Origin of the sequence: Colwellia sp. 6_MG-2023 (assembly GCF_030547765.1) — a bacterium.
Lineage (GTDB): Bacteria > Pseudomonadota > Gammaproteobacteria > Enterobacterales > Alteromonadaceae > Colwellia.
On record NZ_JAUOPP010000010.1, the window covers coordinates 133658 to 151633 of the forward strand.

The 17976-nt window shown below is 35.8% G+C and carries 17 protein-coding genes; 2 read left to right on the plus strand and 15 right to left on the minus strand.

From position 1 onward, the window contains the following. Positions 1–159 precede the first annotated feature (159 nt). From Q4503_RS08580 to trxA, 7 genes are all read right to left on the minus strand, one after another. On the minus strand, positions 160–1062 hold the full coding sequence (locus Q4503_RS08580; protein ID WP_303602006.1) for a hypothetical protein: 903 nt from the start codon (positions 1060–1062) through the stop codon (positions 160–162). Positions 1063–1440: 378 nt separating this feature from the next. Continuing rightward, the gene (fre, locus tag Q4503_RS08585; protein ID WP_215973055.1) at positions 1441–2154 is read right to left on the minus strand and encodes an NAD(P)H-flavin reductase; all 714 of its coding nucleotides are present in this window, start codon (positions 2152–2154) and stop codon (positions 1441–1443) included. 14 nt (positions 2155–2168) lie between these two features. Next, entirely contained in the window at positions 2169–3665 is a 1497-nt protein-coding gene (ubiD, locus tag Q4503_RS08590; RefSeq protein ID WP_215973056.1) for a 4-hydroxy-3-polyprenylbenzoate decarboxylase, read from the minus strand. A 77-nt stretch (positions 3666–3742) separates the two neighbouring features. Then, on the minus strand, positions 3743–4462 hold the full coding sequence (locus tag Q4503_RS08595) for an ABC transporter substrate-binding protein (protein WP_303602007.1): 720 nt from the start codon (positions 4460–4462) through the stop codon (positions 3743–3745). An 85-nt stretch (positions 4463–4547) separates the two neighbouring features. After that, the gene (gene rho, locus Q4503_RS08600) at positions 4548–5807 is read right to left on the minus strand and encodes a transcription termination factor Rho (RefSeq protein ID WP_159816824.1); all 1260 of its coding nucleotides are present in this window, start codon (positions 5805–5807) and stop codon (positions 4548–4550) included. 268 nt (positions 5808–6075) lie between these two features. Further along, positions 6076–7128 carry a CNNM domain-containing protein gene (locus Q4503_RS08605; RefSeq protein ID WP_303602008.1) on the minus strand — a complete coding sequence of 351 codons (1053 nt, stop codon included), beginning with the start codon at positions 7126–7128 and terminating at the stop codon, positions 6076–6078. A 210-nt stretch (positions 7129–7338) separates the two neighbouring features. Beyond that, a complete protein-coding gene (gene trxA / locus Q4503_RS08610; protein ID WP_215973059.1) occupies positions 7339–7665 on the minus strand; it encodes a thioredoxin TrxA in 327 nt (108 codons plus the stop codon). 171 nt (positions 7666–7836) lie between these two features. Here trxA and rhlB point away from each other — a divergent pair, with 171 nt between their 5' ends. Both rhlB and Q4503_RS08620 read left to right on the plus strand, forming a co-directional pair. Further along, the gene (gene rhlB / locus Q4503_RS08615) at positions 7837–9105 is read left to right on the plus strand and encodes an ATP-dependent RNA helicase RhlB (RefSeq protein WP_215973060.1); all 1269 of its coding nucleotides are present in this window, start codon (positions 7837–7839) and stop codon (positions 9103–9105) included. A 17-nt stretch (positions 9106–9122) separates the two neighbouring features. Then, positions 9123–10064, plus strand: a complete 942-nt coding sequence (locus tag Q4503_RS08620) for a phosphatase (protein ID WP_303602009.1) — start codon at positions 9123–9125, stop codon at positions 10062–10064. A gap of 30 nt (positions 10065–10094) precedes the next feature. Here Q4503_RS08620 and hemB read toward each other — a convergent pair whose 3' ends face one another. The 8 genes from hemB to Q4503_RS08660 form a co-directional block, all read right to left on the minus strand. Beyond that, the gene (hemB, locus tag Q4503_RS08625; RefSeq protein ID WP_303602010.1) at positions 10095–11138 is read right to left on the minus strand and encodes a porphobilinogen synthase; all 1044 of its coding nucleotides are present in this window, start codon (positions 11136–11138) and stop codon (positions 10095–10097) included. A 37-nt stretch (positions 11139–11175) separates the two neighbouring features. Further along, entirely contained in the window at positions 11176–13008 is a 1833-nt protein-coding gene (locus tag Q4503_RS08630; protein WP_215973653.1) for a diguanylate cyclase, read from the minus strand. 76 nt (positions 13009–13084) lie between these two features. Next, positions 13085–13882, minus strand: coding sequence for a TatD family hydrolase (locus tag Q4503_RS08635; protein WP_303602011.1), 798 nt, complete (start codon positions 13880–13882; stop codon positions 13085–13087). Next, entirely contained in the window at positions 13882–14406 is a 525-nt protein-coding gene (locus Q4503_RS08640; protein WP_215973655.1) for a hypothetical protein, read from the minus strand. Before Q4503_RS08640 ends, Q4503_RS08635 begins: the two co-directional genes overlap by 1 nt. Then, entirely contained in the window at positions 14403–15185 is a 783-nt protein-coding gene (gene tatC, locus Q4503_RS08645) for a twin-arginine translocase subunit TatC (protein ID WP_215973656.1), read from the minus strand. Before tatC ends, Q4503_RS08640 begins: the two co-directional genes overlap by 4 nt. Continuing rightward, positions 15185–15649: a Sec-independent protein translocase protein TatB gene (gene tatB, locus Q4503_RS08650; protein WP_215973657.1), complete on the minus strand. Its 465-nt coding sequence runs from the start codon at positions 15647–15649 to the stop codon at positions 15185–15187. The genes tatC and tatB overlap by 1 nt, the downstream gene beginning before the upstream one ends. Positions 15650–15652: 3 nt before the next feature. Beyond that, the gene (gene tatA / locus Q4503_RS08655; protein ID WP_215973658.1) at positions 15653–15901 is read right to left on the minus strand and encodes a Sec-independent protein translocase subunit TatA; all 249 of its coding nucleotides are present in this window, start codon (positions 15899–15901) and stop codon (positions 15653–15655) included. A gap of 142 nt (positions 15902–16043) precedes the next feature. Next, positions 16044–17591: a bifunctional diguanylate cyclase/phosphodiesterase gene (locus tag Q4503_RS08660; protein WP_303602012.1), complete on the minus strand. Its 1548-nt coding sequence runs from the start codon at positions 17589–17591 to the stop codon at positions 16044–16046. Positions 17592–17976: the final 385 nt, after the last annotated feature.

The following is a 17976-nucleotide window of genomic DNA, read 5'->3' on the forward strand; positions in this document are numbered from 1 at the left end:
AACCTGAAAGCTTGATCTATAAGTAACACAATAACACTTATTTTCTAGCTTTCAGGTTACCATTCAAATGATGGCACGCTACAGATTTCACTATTCAATTATCTTATTATAATGCTCTGTAACCCAATTAAATACATTGATGTATTGAAACCATAAAAATTAGTAACGACTACATCTAAGCGTAACAGTACACATAGTACTATCTACATTACACGATGTAGCTTGGTAGCAAGACATTCCATTATCTCTTTCATAGACAGTTTCTAAAAAATTTCGTAAATTCTTATTAAATGCAGCACCGTTATTATGATGTAAATCAAAATTTGCCATGCTATTGCTTGTTGTTGCTGAACCGGCTATTTGGTTGCAAGTTGTTCCCGAGACTGCGCAAACCAGAGTGGCTCCACTAACGGTATTGATAATCTGAAATTGTAATGGCTGAGCCGTGGCGGTTTCCATATCTTGCTTAACTTGCTGGCCATTATCGCTATAACCCAATATATTGGCTATTATGTTTGTAATACCCTCAATTCGATTGATCCCTTTATCAATAATGTCTCCATCTTTATGCTTACCGCCTTTATTTAGAATGAACTGATTGTCAGTGCCGGTATTAACATCTTCAATTAAAACGTTATCGTTTAATGGCTCCACAGCCAATATTTGATTACATCCGGTATTATCACAACAACGTTCTTCTGTAGGATCACATTGATAAATAATTTTTTCATAAAATTTGTTTTCAATGTAAGCATTACGGAATGCCCAGAGAATATCATTGGCTTGTTCATCTAATGAAAGACAATTATTTGTGCAGTTTGACACAAAATCATAATCTGCATGCACTAAAGTCCCTGTTAATTTTTCACGCACTCGTTTTACATGAACCTTATGCTCTTTGTTACTAGCATCCTTAAAATACATAGCCAAAACATCATAAGCGTAACTTTGCTGACAAATTCGATTATTACTTTGCAAGCTATCTAAACAATTATTGGCTTGTGCAAAATGAGGTGTAAATAAAAAAGAGATACTGATAATAAAAAGTAGTTTTTTCAACATATTCATTCCTTAAAATGTCGCTATTTTTAGTTTAACTTTGAATTCAGATACCCCATTTTAAATAGAGCATCAAAGAAGCTTACTACAAAGGCGACACAAAGACAATCCAACAAAAAAAGTGAAATTCAATGTAAATCAATAGTAGACCATTACATCTGGTTGACTAGGGCGATTATTAGTCTTCAGAACGCTTTATTAATAAAACAACATAAAGCAAAGGTTAAAGTAACATAGCTATTGAATGATTGTGTAAAATTGAAAATTTAGAACATATGATGAAGTATTTTGGGTAGTTTTAGGAAGGAATAAATTGAATCAAATTGTTGATACGCAGTACATCTTAGTACTGCGCTTACAGCTAACAGGTAGTTGCGTTATTTAAATAAAAGCAAATGCATCAGCATGCATATGCGCTAATAAAGCACCACGTTTAACAAAATCATCACGAATAATACCAACCATTTCAAAGCGCCCTGCCAGGTAAATATCATAATCTTCTAAGTTAGCAATATCGTCCATCGCTGCATTATGCACTAACCCCGTTTTACCTTGCCAGATTTCACTTTCACCAACATTTTCAATAACAGGAATAAACTGCGCTTGTGGTAATTTAGCAATTATTGCCGCTGTTTCATCTAATTCGTATGCCGCTGCTAGTTCACGCAATCCCCAGTAAACAATAACCGGGCGTTGTGATTTTTCTTCCGCTAAATATTCAAACATTGATTTAATATAAGAAAAGCCCGTACCACCTGCTAACAATAATAAAGGTCGCTCACTATCAAGACGTAATTCAGCATTACCTAGTGGAATTTCGATACTTACTGGCTCATTAGCAGCTTGCGCAGCTTGAAGGCGTTCGATCACTTGCATTGGGTAGCTATCGGCAATAAATGCCCCTATTTGTAATTCTATCAATTCATTGTTAGGTGAGCTCGCAATAGAAAAAGGACGTTTATCCTCATGACTCATAACAAAATTTAAATACTGGCCCGCAATAAAATTCACTTTTTCGTTCGGTTTTAATAACACTTTAAATACATGTGGCGTTAACGATGTTAACGATACGATTTGACAATCAACAGTCTTCATTTTAAACCTTCTTCCTAATTAATATCTTCTGATAAAATATTGAGTTCTTCCCAGATTTCATCAACTTGCTGTTTAATATTTTCATCCATAACTATGGGTTCACCCCATTCTCTATTAGTTTCGCCTGGCCACTTATTGGTAGCATCTAAGCCCATTTTTGAGCCTAAGCCCGATACTGGCGAAGCAAAATCTAAATAATCAATAGGGGTATTTTCAATTAAGACAGTGTCTCGACTTGGATCCATGCGTGTAGTCATCGCCCAAATCACATCTTCCCAATTTCTAGCATCCACATCATCATCACATACAATAACAAATTTTGTGTACATAAACTGGCGTAAAAACGACCAAACACCCATCATTACACGCTTTGCATGTCCTGCATATTGCTTTTTGATTGTTACAACGGCTAAACGGTATGAACAACCTTCAGGCGGTAAATAGAAGTCTTGAATCTCGGGGAACTGTTTTTGTAAAATAGGCACGAATACTTCATTTAACGCCACACCTAAAATGGCTGGTTCGTCAGGCGGTCTACCTGTGTAGGTACTATGATAAATAGGATCTTTACGCATAGTGATGTGTGTGACGGTAAAAACAGGGAAATCATCTACTTCATTATAGTAACCGGTGTGATCGCCATAAGGCCCTTCAGGTGCCGTTTCATCAGGATCTAAGTACCCCTCTAAAATAATTTCTGCTGTTGCTGGTACCTCTAAGTCATTACTAATCGACTTAGTTACTTCAGTTTTAGCGCCACGCAACAAACCTGCAAAAGCATATTCAGATAGCGTATCTGGTACTGGTGTAACTGCGCCTAAAATAGTGGCAGGATCAGCACCTAAAGCAACAGAAACAGGATATTTCTCGCCAGGATTAGTTTTTTTAAACTCTTGAAAATCTAACGCACCACCACGATGAGATAACCAGCGCATAATCACTTTGTTTTTAGATAAAACTTGTTGCCGGTAAATACCTAAATTTTGTCGTTCTTTATGCGGCCCTTTAGTGACGGTTAATCCCCATGTTATTAATGGTGCAACATCACCTGGCCAACAGCTTTGAATAGGTAATTTGGATAAATCAACCTCATCACCGGTTAAAACCACTTGCTGGCATAGTGCTTTTTTTATGAGCTTGGTTGGCATATTAAGCACCTGTTTATATACAGGTATTTTTCCTAAAGCATCACGAAAACCAGTTGGCGGCTCAGGCTCTTTAAGCATGGCTAGCAGTTTACCAACATCACGCAAGGCGTTTACATCGGTTTGCCCCATAGCTAATGCTACACGCTCTGGGGTGCCAAATAAATTAGTTAATACTGGTACATTGAAAGACTGGCCATGCTCATCAATGGCGTTTTCAAATAATAGTGCGGGCCCTTTAGCACGTAAAGTACGGTCGCTAATTTCAGTCATTGTTAAATGAGTAGAAACAGGCTGAGTAATACGTTTAAGTTGACCAATTTTTTCTAATTGAGCAATAAAATCTCGTAAGTCACTATATTTCATAATTATATAATCGGAAATTTTCAATGGTATTAATAGAATTGAATTAATTATACCTTGCTACAAAGGTAAGGCATAATTTATCGAGGTAACGGATCACTCATAGCTTGACTTTTAATTTTGTCAAATGCAACTTGAATACGCTTTATTATTTCAATATCCGTTTTTTTACTTGCTGCTAAATATAATGTTACTTCAAGATCTTTTAATGGGAAGATGGGCTTAATTTGACTGCAATCTAAATTTTGTTTTTGGCAAGCCTCATAGAAATATAAATCGCTACCTGTTACTAAATCAACGCGATTGGCCAATAACATTCTTACAGATTGTTCACTGTTATTGATAAGATGAATATTGGTTAGATTTTTATTAGCTAAATAATGGTGAAATGCTGAATTTCGCCCTACCGCCAAACTAAAATTATTAATGGTTTCAAAGGAGTCCGTTGCTGTTAATTTTATGCCCTCAAACCCATACAAAGCATAATTCACTTTTTGTATTGGACCTAACCATGAAAATAAATCTTCACGCTCTTTCGTTCTTGCTAATGAATAAATAAGTACATTGGGCTGTAAAAGAGCTGTATTATAAACTCTTGCCCATGGCTGTATTATTATTTCATAATTAATATTTGCTTCTTTTAATACTTTTTCAATTAACGCAGTAGCAGGCCCAACAATTTTACCATCTTCTTCATATTGTAAGGGATAAGCATCTTCCGTATATACTTCAAGAATGGCTTCTTGTGCCGATAACGAAAAAATACAAAAATATAAAACTAATGAAAAATACAACTTCATAGTATCTATCCCAAAGCATTAATAATGCTAAACATAATAAAAACCAGTCATGATGACTGGTTTTATAATATGGCTTGTACCGTGTTTATTTACGTTTCATAGAATCAAAGAATTCGTTATTGGTTTTACTCATCGCCAACTTATCGATGAGGAATTCAATAGCGCCAACTTCATCCATTTCATGCACTATTTTACGTAAAATCCACATTTTTTGTAGCTCGTCAGGTTTAGTTATTAACTCTTCACGACGTGTACCACTACGATTAATATGAATAGCAGGGAAAACACGTTTCTCTGACACTTTACGCGATAAATGTAATTCCATATTACCCGTGCCTTTGAATTCTTCATAGATAACTTCATCCATTTTAGAACCCGTATCAACAAGCGCTGTAGCGATAATAGTCAAACTACCACCTTCTTCAATATTACGTGCTGCACCAAAAAAGCGTTTTGGACGATGTAATGCGTTAGCATCAACACCACCGGTTAGTATTTTACCTGACGATGGGATTACCGTGTTATAAGCACGTGCTAAACGGGTAATTGAATCAAGTAAAATAACAACGTCTTTTTTATGCTCAACCAAGCGCTTTGCTTTTTCAATAACCATTTCGGCTACTTGTACATGGCGACTTGCTGGCTCATCAAACGTTGAAGCAATAACTTCGCCTTTTACTAGACGTTGCATCTCAGTTACTTCTTCTGGACGTTCATCAATTAATAGAACCATTAACTCAGCATCAGGATGATTATGCGCAATACTTTGGGCAATATTCTGTAATAGTAATGTTTTACCGGCCTTTGGTGGCGCAACAATTAAGCCACGTTGACCTTTACCAATTGGCGAGGCTAAATCTAATATACGAGCCGTTATATCTTCCGTTGAACCATTACCACGTTCCATGGTAAATCGTTCATTTGGATGAATAGGAGTTAAATTTTCAAATAAAATTTTATTACGAGAGTTTTCTGGGCGGTCAAAGTTTACTTCAGTAACCTTTAATAAGGCAAAATAACGTTCGCCTTTTTTAGGTGAGCGAATCTTTCCTTGAATAGTATCACCCGTACGCATACTAAATCGACGGATTTGACTAGGTGATACATAAATATCATCTGGTCCAGCTAAATAAGAAGAGTCTGCGGAGCGTAAAAAACCAAAGCCATCTTGTAGGATCTCTAAAACACCACCACCGAAAATATCGTTGTCGTTTTCAGCATGTTTTTTTAATATAGCAAAAATTATATCTTGCTTGCGTGTTCTAGCCAGGTTTTCCAGCTTCATCGTTTCAGCTAGTTCAACCAAGTCATTAATGGATTTTTCTTTTAATTCGGTAAGGTTCATAGGGGGTTTCTTAAATTATTTTAAGTGTTTATGTCTGGGGCGATTGCCGACAACAGTATATGTTCAATGTATTTTTATAATCTTCTTATCTAATAATAGCACTTATAATGTAGCAAATTTAGATAATAGAATTGGGATAGTGGGGCGTTAATCTTTACTCAGAATCTAAATTTAGCATTAAAAACCATCTAGGTAAAGGCACTAGTTAAAATGTAAGCAAAATATAGCGACATAACTATATTTTTCTGCATAAAAAGACGATTTAACATTACTCATTATCATTCTTTTGCTGCTTCATTTCTCTTAAACGCTCACGGTATTTATTTCTAGCAAATTCTTGCATATCAGTTACCGTATCACTTTCATCAATAATTTCTCGTCCAAGCAAGGTCTCAATTGCATCCTCCAAAGTTACCACCCCAGAAGTTTGTCCATATATATCTTCAACCAAGTATAAATGTATATGATTTTTAATAAACATATCCAATAACTGCTGAACAGGTAACTTCTCAGACACCGAACTTAATGGCAGCACAAAATCAATAAGCGGCCTGTCACCATAGCCATTGCGCTCTGCTTGATATAAATCCCCTTTCATCACTTTGCCTTTTATATCATCAATTGTTGTTCCGTAAATAGGAATACGGGTAAATTGAGGGGTTAATTCATGATTTAGCGCCTCAGTTACCGTCACATCTTGATGTAACATATGTACTACTGTACGCGGCGTTGATATCTGCCCGGTACGTAATTCACGTAATGATAAAATATTAGATAAATATTCATTTTCCTGGGCAAACAAACTACCATCTTTATGGCCTAACGAGGCAAGCGCAATAATTTCTTCGCGGGTAATTTCATTTTCTTTATTTTGTTTGAATAAGCGCGTTAAACGCGTTGCAATCCACACCAATGGATAAACAATTCTAACTAACCAAACAATCATATATGCCGAAGGAATTGATAAGCTACGCCAAAAGGTAGCCCCTAAGGTTTTTGGTATAATTTCTGACAAATATAAAATGGCCAATGTCAGTAATAGCGCAATTAAGGTTTCCCAGCGCTCACCAAAAATACTAATAGCTTGGGCTCCAACACCTGCAGCTCCCATGGTATGGGCGAAAGTATTTAAAATTAATATACTAGAAAGTGACTCATCTAAATTACTTTTAGCACGCGCTAATACTGCACCGGCCTCTGGCTTTTCAGTTTGGGTTTGCTCCACAAAACTAGGAGTCACAGACAGTAAAACTGCCTCGAGTACAGAACAGAAAAATGACACACCAATAGCAATGGCGAGATAGATGAAAAGCAGGGTCAAATGTTATTTATTCCTAATGATTCCATTATAAAATAGCATAGCACAACCAAACAAATAATTAAGAAGCCTTAATAGAGTCTTAATATTGTTAATAAGGCCAATTTAATTTCAGCACCCTATTCAACTGAATTAGCTCGCTACACTAGGCAAAAAAATACCGCTTACATACGAGCGGCATTAGATAAATTTAAACGATACTAACTCAGAAACTTAAAGATTTTTATCTAAAAATTCTTTTAATTGAGTTTTTGATAGGGCACCTACTTTAGTATCCGCAATTTCACCATCTTTAAATAATAATAGCGTTGGAATACCTCTTACACCATACTTTGGTGGTGTTCCAGAGTTTTGGTCTATGTTTAGTTTACCTATCGTGACCTTGCCGTCATATTCATTAGCAATATCATCAAGCACTGGGGCTATCATCTTACAAGGGCCACACCATTCAGCCCAGAAATCAACCAATACTAAACCAGGTGCTTTTAAAACATCGGCTTCGAAACTATCATCAGTTAGCTGAATAATTTTCTCGTTCATCTTGTTCTCCGTTAGTTATGGCGCTTACGCCAATCTATTAATTACAATATTAAATGTGTCTATAAAACCTTTATGGGGCTTTATTGTTTAAATATCAAGTTCGTTTTCTTTAATCTTCACTTATCAGCGCTAAAATTAGTCATTAACTAAGTTAGGTGTTAAGCTAGCGCCATGAAAAAAACACACTTAACAGAAACAAAATTCGCTGACTTAAATCTTGCTCCGCAAGTCGTCACTGGATTAGAAGCTATGGGCTTCGAATATTGTACGTCTATTCAGGCGAAATCTTTACCCGTGCTACTTCAAAGTACTGATATTGCTGGTCAAGCGCAAACAGGAGAAGGTAAAACTATCGCCTTCTTAGCTGCAACTTTCCATCATTTATTACAAAAAGAAGCACCAACACATAATCAGCCTAGAGCATTGATTATGGCACCAACACGTGAATTAGCAATTCAAATTCACCGTGACGCCATTGAACTCTCTAAAAGTACAGGGTTACGCCTTGGTATTGTATATGGTGGTGAAGGTTATGAAAGTCAACGTTTGGCACTAGAACAAGGTGTCGATATTTTAATTGGTACCTGTGGCCGATTAATTGATTACATGAAGCAAGGCGTATACAACTTAACAAATATTGAAGTAATCGTTTTAGATGAAGCCGACAGAATGTTCGATTTAGGCTTTATTAAAGATATTCGCTATATGTTCAATAAAATGCCTCCCGCTAAACAACGTCTAAGCATGTTATTTTCGGCGACGTTATCATTTAGAGTCAAAGAGCTTGCTTTTGATCACATGAATGACCCAACAAGTGTTGAGGTTGAACCTGAACAAAAAACTAACGTGCGCATTAGTGAAGAGTTATTTTACCCTTCAAATGAAGATAAAATGTCTCTTTTACAAACGCTGATTGAAGAAGATTGGCCTGAAAAAGCGATTATTTTTGCGAACACTAAACACGTTTGTGAAAAAGTTTATGATCACTTGGTTGCCGATGGTCTTCGCGTTGGTTTATTAACAGGTGATGTTCCACAGAAAAAACGCCTAAAAATATTAGAGCAATTTAGTGAAGGTAGTGTAGATTTCTTAGTAGCAACTGATGTTGCCGCGCGAGGCTTACACATTCCAGAAGTAACACACGTATTTAATTTCGATTTACCTGATGATTGTGAAGATTATGTACATCGTATTGGCCGAACTGGTCGTGCTGGCGCAACTGGCCATGCTATCAGTTTAGCTTGTGAACAATATGTATTTAATTTACCTGATATTGAAAACTATATCGAACATGAACTTCCGGTAACAAAATACGATTCAGATGCATTAATTGATGATTTACCTCAACCAAAACCTCGTCAACGTCGCCCTCGACCAAATTCAGGTCGCCCTGGTGGCAACAGGCAAGGTGGTAATAGTAATTATCGTGGCCGTCGTTAGTCAAATATAGTAAGAACATGGAAACTTCCAACACAATACCACAGTACGATGCCAGCCATTACGCTGTGGTTGACTTAGGCTCTAACAGCTTTCATTTATTAATTATCCGTATGCATAATAACCAACGGATAGAGGTAAACAAGGTTAAACGTAAAGTACGTTTAGCTGCCGGCCTTAATCAACAATTAGCGCTTAACCCAGAAACGATCGCTTCTGGTCTTGATTGCTTAAAATTATTCGCTAAACATCTCTCGACTATACCTGTAAGTAATATCAGCATTGTTGCTACCGCAACCTTGAGGATAGCGACTAATAAAGATAAATTTATAAGTCAAGCCAACAAAATTTTGCCTTTAAATATTAAGTTATTAAGTGGTGTTCAAGAAGCAGAAACTATCTATAAAGGCGCAGCTTACTCTTGTACTAATGAGCTTGAGAAAAAACGATTAGTAATTGATATCGGCGGCGCCAGCACAGAATTAATTATAGGCAAAGACTTTAGCACAAGTAAGGTCGTTAGTTTAAATTTAGGTTGTGTTAGTTTTAGAGAGCAATTTTTTACCAATGGACAGTTAACTGAGCAAAATATTACTGCTGCCATTCATGCTGCCAGTGATATTATCACTCCCATCAGTACTGGGTTTATTCAACTAGGCTGGCAATCTGTTTCCGGTAATTCAGGCACGATACAGGCATTAGCTGAAATATTATCTTATCGTCAACAAGCAATAATCATCACCCCTACTTTCTTACAAGAGATCAAACAAAAACTGATTGAACTTAAATCTATTGATAATATTAGCTTCGACGGTTTACGCGCGGATAGAGCTGCGGTATTAGCGAGCGGATTATGTATATTAATAGCGCTCTTTAATTGTTTACAAATTAAAGAGCTAACATTATCCACTGGTGCCCTGCGAGAAGGTTTATTATTTGAACTATTATCTGATAAAGCCTAATAAATAAGGCTGAGTTTCCCCAAGCTTAAATTAGCTCTCTTCTTTCAACCATCCTGCTACTTGCTTAGCGAAGTAAGTCAAAATTCCATCAGCACCGGCACGTTTAAAGCATAATAAACCTTCCATAATACAAGGCTTTTCTGCCAACCAGCCATTTTGAATTGCAGCCTTCAGCATGGCATATTCCCCGCTGACTTGATAGGCATAAGTTGGGACTTGAAAGGTATCTTTAACACGACGTACTACATCTAAATATGGCATACCTGGCTTCACCATTACCATATCTGCGCCTTCGGCTATATCTTGTGCGACTTCATGCAAAGCTTCATTACTATTAGCAGGATCCATCTGATAAGTGTGCTTATTGCCTCCTTTGATATTACTGGATGAACCAACCGCATCACGAAATGGACCATAATAATTAGATGCATACTTAGCAGAATAAGCGAGAATCTTAGTATTAACAAAGCCATGCTCTTCAAGCGCCATTCTAATAGCACCGACACGTCCATCCATCATATCTGATGGTGCAACAATATCAGCCCCAGCTTCGGCATGAGATAATGCTTGTTTCACTAAAGTATCTTTAGTAACTTCATTTAATACATAACCCTCTGGTCCTGCTTTATTCTCATCACTTTCACTTAAAATACCATCTTGGCCATGTGTAGTGAACGGGTCAAGTGCTACATCAGTAATTACTGCTAACTGAGGAAATTTAGCTTTTAAAGCACGAACAGTACGCTGCGTTAACCCCTCAGGGTTGTATGATTCTTCAGCCATCAAAGATTTGATATCATCTGGCGTAACAGGAAAAATTGCAATCGCAGGAATACCTAAATCTACTAACTCTTGAGCTTCTTCTAATAACAGGTCAATACTCTTACGTTCAACACCTGGCATAGATAGAATAGCTTCTCGTCTATTATCACCTTCTAAAACAAATACAGGGTAGATTAAATCATTTACAGTGACTTGATTCTCTGCCATTAACCGTCGAGTATACTCATCTTTACGCATACGACGCATACGACGAGCTGGATATTGACCAAACATATTACTATTGTTATTCATTACCATTCTCCTAAATTTTTATCTTCTGCAAACACGTTTATTGCGTTGTATATTCTTGCGTTTGGTTTCGACCATGATTTTTTGCCTGATAAAGCGCTTTATCTGCAAAAGAAAATATCTGCTCCGGTGTGATATTTTCTTGTTGAACATAGGTAAAAAGACCATTACTCACCGTTAGTGAAATACTTTTTTCGTCATATATAAAAGGCCGTTCAGCAATATTTTCTCTTAATGTTTCAGCAAGAGCTAAGGCACCCTTAGCATCCGTATCTGGTAGAATTAAGCAAAACTCCTCTCCACCATAGCGAAAAGCCATATCACTACTTCTTTTTAAACTCTTGTTAATATGCTTACTCACCCACGCAAGACACTGATCTCCTGCTAAATGTCCATAAGTATCATTAACACCTTTAAAATGATCTATATCTATTAAAATAATACTTAATGGGGTTAAATTACGCTTACTTCGACGATATTCAGCAAGGATTCTTTGATCATAAAAACGTCGGTTATATAAGCCAGTTAATTCATCAAGTGTATTCTTTTTTTCTAATTCTCGATTAACTTCTTCTAATTCCTGTAAGGCAATATTAAGCTCTAAAGTTCGCTCTTGCACACGGTTTTCTAAATCTTCTTGGGTTTGTGATTGTAAAGTAAGTAGCTCTTCTTGCGCACGTTCCGAATTAAGCTCACTAGTTAATGCTTGCCGTTGCGCTAAGTGTTTATCAACTAATTGATATCGGTACTGATAGCTCAATATAAAAGTAATCATTAAAGCATTAAGCCAGAAGAGCATGCCATAAAATGAACTACGGTAAGAAACAAAGCCCATATCAAACCAGTTTACGGAAACAATAACAATGACTACAAAAATCAATTGAATGAGCATCACAAAGGTAAATAATAAGGCTAAACGAGATGCTGATTTATATAAATAAATACCAAGAATAACTAAAGAAAGCTCTAACAATATATAAATTGCCATACTAATATTAACGTTATCAGCAATAGATAGCTGAATACTCACTGGCATATAAATTAATAATGCCCAACAGACTGCTCGAATACTCCGGTGAATATTGTAAAACTTATTTTTTAAGTGAAAAAATTGTGTACTGAAAGCCAATAAACATATTGCTGATGACGCTGATAATAAAGGAAGTTCAACCCCTACCAACCAAGTAAAAGCAGGAAAAAGATAAGACAAGTTAAAACCCAGCATTGCTGCGAGCATTAGGCTATTACTCAAGAGATAGCCAAATAAAGCAATGATAGCTTTACTACCTGTACTAAAAAATAGCAGCATACATGCAATAGATAAGCAAAGTAAGCCACCTATAACAATCCCTTGCTGAAACTGTAAATCACTATTAGCCGCAATATAAGATTCTGTAGAATATACCTTCAATGAAGAACGGAGTTGAGCAGAGCTTTTAATCGCTAAATAAATTGTCATTTGTGAGTGAGGATCCGCATTCACTTTAACGCTGCGATTATTACTTCGTTGCAACATCATCTTTTTCTTATCAATATTTTTATATTGATCTTGAATAAATAATTCAACCTCGTTTATTCGTACTTGGTTGGCCATATCGAGATAAACTTGCTTTACTTTGTTAGTATTATTTACTAACTCAAAAGCAATCCAGTTTTCCCCTGGCATTATTAGTAAATCACCGTTATTAAGGTGGATTTTTTGCCATTCGCTATTCTCTAATGTAATTACTTCATGCAACTGATGTTGTTCCGATTGCTGAATAAGTCGATATAAATAGTCGACAACAAGATGTTTATCTTGATCAAGGCTATATCGAGGAATCTCAGCTTTTACTTGTACGGATAACATCATCAAAAAGACAGAAATTACCATCAGTAAAATCTTCATAATTTTAAATATTGGATGAGAAAGTATTGGCATAATTGACGTTTATTTCAAAGTTCAACAGCTAAGAAGGTAAATCGAACACTTGTTGTGCATTTATACTTGTTTGACTAACTAATTCTTCAGGGTCAAGCGCTAGAATATGAGCAATTTTATCAATTATAAAAGGTAAGTAACTTGGTTCATTACGATTACTTTTCGGTTTTGGGCGAATCGTTCTTGGAATTAAGTAAGGAGCATCGGTTTCAACAAGCAGTTTATCTAACGGAATTAAATTAATAATTTCCTGTAAAGAGCTACCTCTTCTTTCATCACAAAGCCAGCCCGTTATACCAATATACATACCAGCATCAACACACTTTACCAATTCTTCTTTATTGCCAGTAAAACAATGAGCAACCATAGCGGGTACTTGATCAATAAAAGGACTTAATGCATTGAACCAAGCTTGAAAAGCATCTCTTTGATGCAAAAACAACGGCTTATTAAGCTGCTTAGCTAACTGAATTTGTTCTTTGAATACTACTAACTGTTTTTCAGGAGTAGAAAAATTTCGATTAAAGTCTAAACCACATTCACCTATCGCTTTAACACAGGGTTGCTCTGCCAACTTTGATAAATCATTTAAATAACCTTCATTTACTGCATCAGCATCGTGTGGATGTACACCAACAGTAGTATATAAAGTATTCGGAAATTGCTGTTGATAATGTTGACATAGTGCTACTCCTTTTTTACTCTCATCAACATTAGTTCCTGTAATAATTAACTGATGTACGCCTTTATTCTTAGCACGAACAATGACTTCAGTTAAATCTTTATCGAAACATTTGTTGGTTAAGTTAACACCAATATCAATCATTATTTAAGTCGCTTAACTCGTATATTTCGATTAAGACCTTCTTTAAATAAATACACAGAGCCAAAGCTACCTTTTTCCAAATTGATACGATCACCCACAGCTAATTTTAAAATAGTTGTGTCTGTTTGTTGCCATCTTTGACCGTTTTCTAAATCAATAACCCACTGACCACGAATCAACTTTTTCAAACCACTGACAGTTGCAGTAATACCTTCAATTTCTTCTTTAGGTTTTTTCAACGTTTCTTTAGCAAAATCATCTATTCTCTTTGCTTCTGCTAGTTCTGTGTTTTCAACTGCCGCTACTACTTCTTTAACTTCTTTAACTTCTGGTACGGAAGTAGTGCTTAAGGGGGCTAAATTTTTCTCTGATAGCTTATCAAAGCATGCTAATCGCTCTTGATCATTAGAGACGTGCATACAGTGTGATAACCCCTCAACTAAAATACTATTATTATTAGCCAATACACCTGTTGATATTATGGTACATAATAAACCAAATAGTGCTGTAATATTTACTTTCATGAATCATCCTTATCGAGATCTTCATCTTCTTTGTGATACAACGAAGCTATAATAATACCAACTTCAAATAACAGTAGCATAGGTATAGCCAACATCGACTGAGAAATAATATCTGGTGGTGTTAATAACATACCTATAACAAATGCACCTACAACAACATAGGGGCGCTTTTTCCGTAAACTATTAGGAGAGGTAACACCTGTCCAACACATTAGTATAATAGCAACAGGTATTTCAAATGCCGCACCAAACGCAAAAAATAGCTTCAAGACAAAGTCTAAGTAACTACTAATATCAGTTGCAATAACAACACCGTCTGGAGCAACTGACGTAAAAAAAGCGAATATCACCGGAAAAACAGCAAAATACGCAAAAGCTATACCGCTATAAAAAAGCAATGTAGAGCCAAGCATCAACGGGGCTATTAATCTCTTTTCATTTCGATAAAGCCCAGGGGCTATAAAAGACCACATTTGATAGAGAATATATGGCATAGCAAGAAATATAGATAAAACAATTGTTAACTTAAATGGTGCTAAAAAAGGTGATGCAACATCAGTGGCAATCATCTGTGATCCAGATGGCATAGTTTGAAGTAATGGTTGAGCTAAATATTGGTATATATCTTGAGCAAAATATACCAAACAACAAAATACGACGATAACCCCTAAAACAGCATGAAGTAATCGAGTTCTTAATTCGAGTAAATGATCGAAAATTGTGACACTCTTTTCTGATTCTAATGGTGTTGATTGTTCTTGATCAGTAGCTGTATTCATTATTCTTTTTTATCTGTATCAATAGGAGAAGTATTATTTTCTTTATGAGGTGACAATTCATTATTAATAGATAAATTCCCCTCATTGTCTTCTGCTAAAGTAGATTGAGTAGAAGTTGGATTTAAAGGCGATGAAGCTATATTTTTTTCATCTATACTCTTCGTATCCATGTTTTTAAATGGTTCTCTAACCATTTCTGCTGCTTCTTGCAGCGACTTAACAGATTCAGCAATTTCAGGGGACAAATTTTTCATGCCGCCCTGTTCTGCTTTCTTTAAGTTCGCATGTAATTCATGAATTCTTAATTCTTCAGTGAGCTCTGATTTCACACTATCGCTAAAATTACGAACCCCCGCTATCCAACCTTTCACGGTTCGAATAGCCACAGGTAAACGTTCCGGACCAAGTACAATAAGTCCGATAATACCAATAAGCATTAATTCCCAAAAGCCAATATCGAACATGCGTTACGCCTGACTGTTTTCTTTTTTACTATCTTTTTGGCCAGCTTCACTTTTAGCTGCAGTATTGTCAGCTAAAGAATCTGCCTCTTTGTCCGATTTAGCCGTTGAATCCTTTTCATCTGTTACTGCATTTTTAAATCCTTTTATAGCAGAGCCTAAATCTCCACCCAAATTACGTAATTTTTTAGTACCAAATAATAAAACAACGATCACAGCAATAATTAATAATTGCCAAATACTAATGCCACCCATAAGAAACTCCTATAATCTATTTAACAGCAGTATACACCGAAACTCATTAACTAAACGAGTAAAAGACTATAAAGATTTAATAAAATATTCAAGAAAATACGATCAAAGTTAAATGCAGTCGTTTTTCAGATAAGATAGGAATTTATGCGCAGTTTTTATCTTGACTTTTAAGAGAGGTAATTTGGATCTTTTCAGGTTTATTAATATGATATCCTTGCCCAAAGTCGCAACCTGCAGCATGAAGTTTTAACATTACCGATTCAGTCTCTATACCTTCCGCCACTAATCGATAACCATATTTTTCACCTAAGTCATGTAAAGCCTTAACCAAAGGTAAATTTCTATTACTATTTGTTAAAGTGCTGATAAAGCCTCTATCTAATTTAATGAATTCAAAAGGATAGTTATGTAAAAAACTAAACGAAGACACACCTGAGGCATAATCATCTAGTGCTAGCTTAACACCAATATTTTTTAATTTACCTAAACCCTTCAAGGCTAGCTCTTCATGGTGAATAAATGCTTTTTCATTAAATTCTAAAATCAATCTCTGTGGATCAAACGACTGATTCTTAATTAGAGTTATCAGCTTATGCAATTGGTTAGTTTGAGTTAAATGTCGACCAGATAAATTGATTGCGATAAACGCATGTTGGTACTCAAGATCACCCTGTAATAAACTCAGTTGTCTTGCCACTTCTTCAACAACCCAAGTTTCAATTGCTAATATAATGCCCGTTTCTTCGGCTAAGTATAAAAATTCACTTGGTGTTTGTAGACCTTTTTTAGGATGGTTCCAACGTAATAAGCCTTCAAAACCTATCACTTGACCAGTATTTAAATCTGATATTTTTTGATAATGAAGCTCAAATTGTTGCTCAACAATGGCTACACGCAACTCTTGCTCTAACGTCATAGTAGCAATAAGTTTTTCACGCATACTTTCATCATAAAAAACATAGCGACCTCGCCCTAAGCTTTTAGCTTGGTACATTGCCGCATCAGCATCACGTAAAACTTCTACCGCACTGTCATAATGTCTATTGCATAAAGCAATACCTATACTTGCACTAGAATACACAGTATTACTATCAATAATATAAGGCTGTTCAATACTGTTTATAATTCTAGTGGAAACCTCTTCTGCATCATCTGCTGTTAAGGAATCTAGTAAAATAACAAACTCGTCTCCACCGAGACGTGCCAAAACATCATTTTCGCGCACACATACACTAAGACGTTTAGCTATTTCAACAAGGAATATATCACCCGCATGATGACCCAGGGTATCATTGATAATTTTGAATCTATCTAAATCAATAAATAATACAGCATATTGTTGATCGGGATGTCGTTTCAAATGACGAAGTGCATAACTAAGTCGGTCAGAAAACATCGCACGATTAGGCAATTTAGTTAATACATCATGATGGGCATCAAAGTATAGTTGCTGATCAGCCTTATTCTTTTCAGAGAGTTTTTCATGTAAGCTTAAATTTTCACTAATTAATGCTTGTGTTTTTTCTGCTACAAGATTATCCAGTTCTAGGTGATAGTGCTGTTTTAAAGCAATATTTTCTTCTTGAGCTTTTTTAAGGCTTTCGTTTGCTAAGTTTAAAGCTTCTAATAAATAGTGAACATCAGAGCTATCTAGCTCAGTAGGTTCTTTATTTTTAATCCTCGTAGGCATCAATGTTCCTATGCGTGATATACATTAAACTTAGTTAAAATTTCAGCACACTTTTCAGTATGATTTTTGAACGGTTAGTGTATCAAATTATCGCCACTAGGCTAGTAATAAATTACCTTTTGATATAAAGATTTTATGACAAGGAAGTTTTAATATCGCCATAAAGTACTTAAAATAATTCAAACACGCAATATTAGTGTAAAGATGAGGTAACATAGTATTCAAATTTAGATCGCTCTACGAATTTACTGGGCGATAGATACAAAAATACCAGCAGTTAGCTGGTATTTAGTTCTTATATAAATAAGATGGTGGAGGGAGGTGGATTCGAACCACCGAAGGCGGAGCCGTCAGATTTACAGTCTGATCCCTTTGGCCACTCGGG

Bases quoted from the DNA above. Each gene is read 5' to 3' on its own strand.
- Q4503_RS08660 (WP_303602012.1), bottom strand. From the start codon at position 17,591: ATGCCTACGAGGATTAAAAATAAAGAACCTACTGAGCTAGATAGCTCT.
- fre (WP_215973055.1), bottom strand. From the start codon at position 2,154: ATGAAGACTGTTGATTGTCAAATCGTATCGTTAACATCGTTAACGCCA.
- Q4503_RS08595 (WP_303602007.1), bottom strand. From the start codon at position 4,462: ATGAAGTTGTATTTTTCATTAGTTTTATATTTTTGTATTTTTTCGTTA.
- tatA (WP_215973658.1), bottom strand. From the start codon at position 15,901: ATGGGTGGCATTAGTATTTGGCAATTATTAATTATTGCTGTGATCGTT.
- Q4503_RS08580 (WP_303602006.1), bottom strand. From the start codon at position 1,062: ATGTTGAAAAAACTACTTTTTATTATCAGTATCTCTTTTTTATTTACA.
- trxA (WP_215973059.1), bottom strand. From the start codon at position 7,665: ATGAACGAGAAAATTATTCAGCTAACTGATGATAGTTTCGAAGCCGAT.
- ubiD (WP_215973056.1), bottom strand. From the start codon at position 3,665: ATGAAATATAGTGACTTACGAGATTTTATTGCTCAATTAGAAAAAATT.
- Q4503_RS08630 (WP_215973653.1), bottom strand. From the start codon at position 13,008: ATGGTAATTTCTGTCTTTTTGATGATGTTATCCGTACAAGTAAAAGCT.
- Q4503_RS08635 (WP_303602011.1), bottom strand. From the start codon at position 13,882: ATGATTGATATTGGTGTTAACTTAACCAACAAATGTTTCGATAAAGAT.
- tatC (WP_215973656.1), bottom strand. From the start codon at position 15,185: ATGAATACAGCTACTGATCAAGAACAATCAACACCATTAGAATCAGAA.
- rhlB (WP_215973060.1), top strand. From the start codon at position 7,837: ATGAAAAAAACACACTTAACAGAAACAAAATTCGCTGACTTAAATCTT.
- hemB (WP_303602010.1), bottom strand. From the start codon at position 11,138: ATGAATAACAATAGTAATATGTTTGGTCAATATCCAGCTCGTCGTATG.
- rho (WP_159816824.1), bottom strand. From the start codon at position 5,807: ATGAACCTTACCGAATTAAAAGAAAAATCCATTAATGACTTGGTTGAA.
- tatB (WP_215973657.1), bottom strand. From the start codon at position 15,649: ATGTTCGATATTGGCTTTTGGGAATTAATGCTTATTGGTATTATCGGA.
- Q4503_RS08620 (WP_303602009.1), top strand. From the start codon at position 9,123: ATGGAAACTTCCAACACAATACCACAGTACGATGCCAGCCATTACGCT.
- Q4503_RS08640 (WP_215973655.1), bottom strand. From the start codon at position 14,406: ATGAAAGTAAATATTACAGCACTATTTGGTTTATTATGTACCATAATA.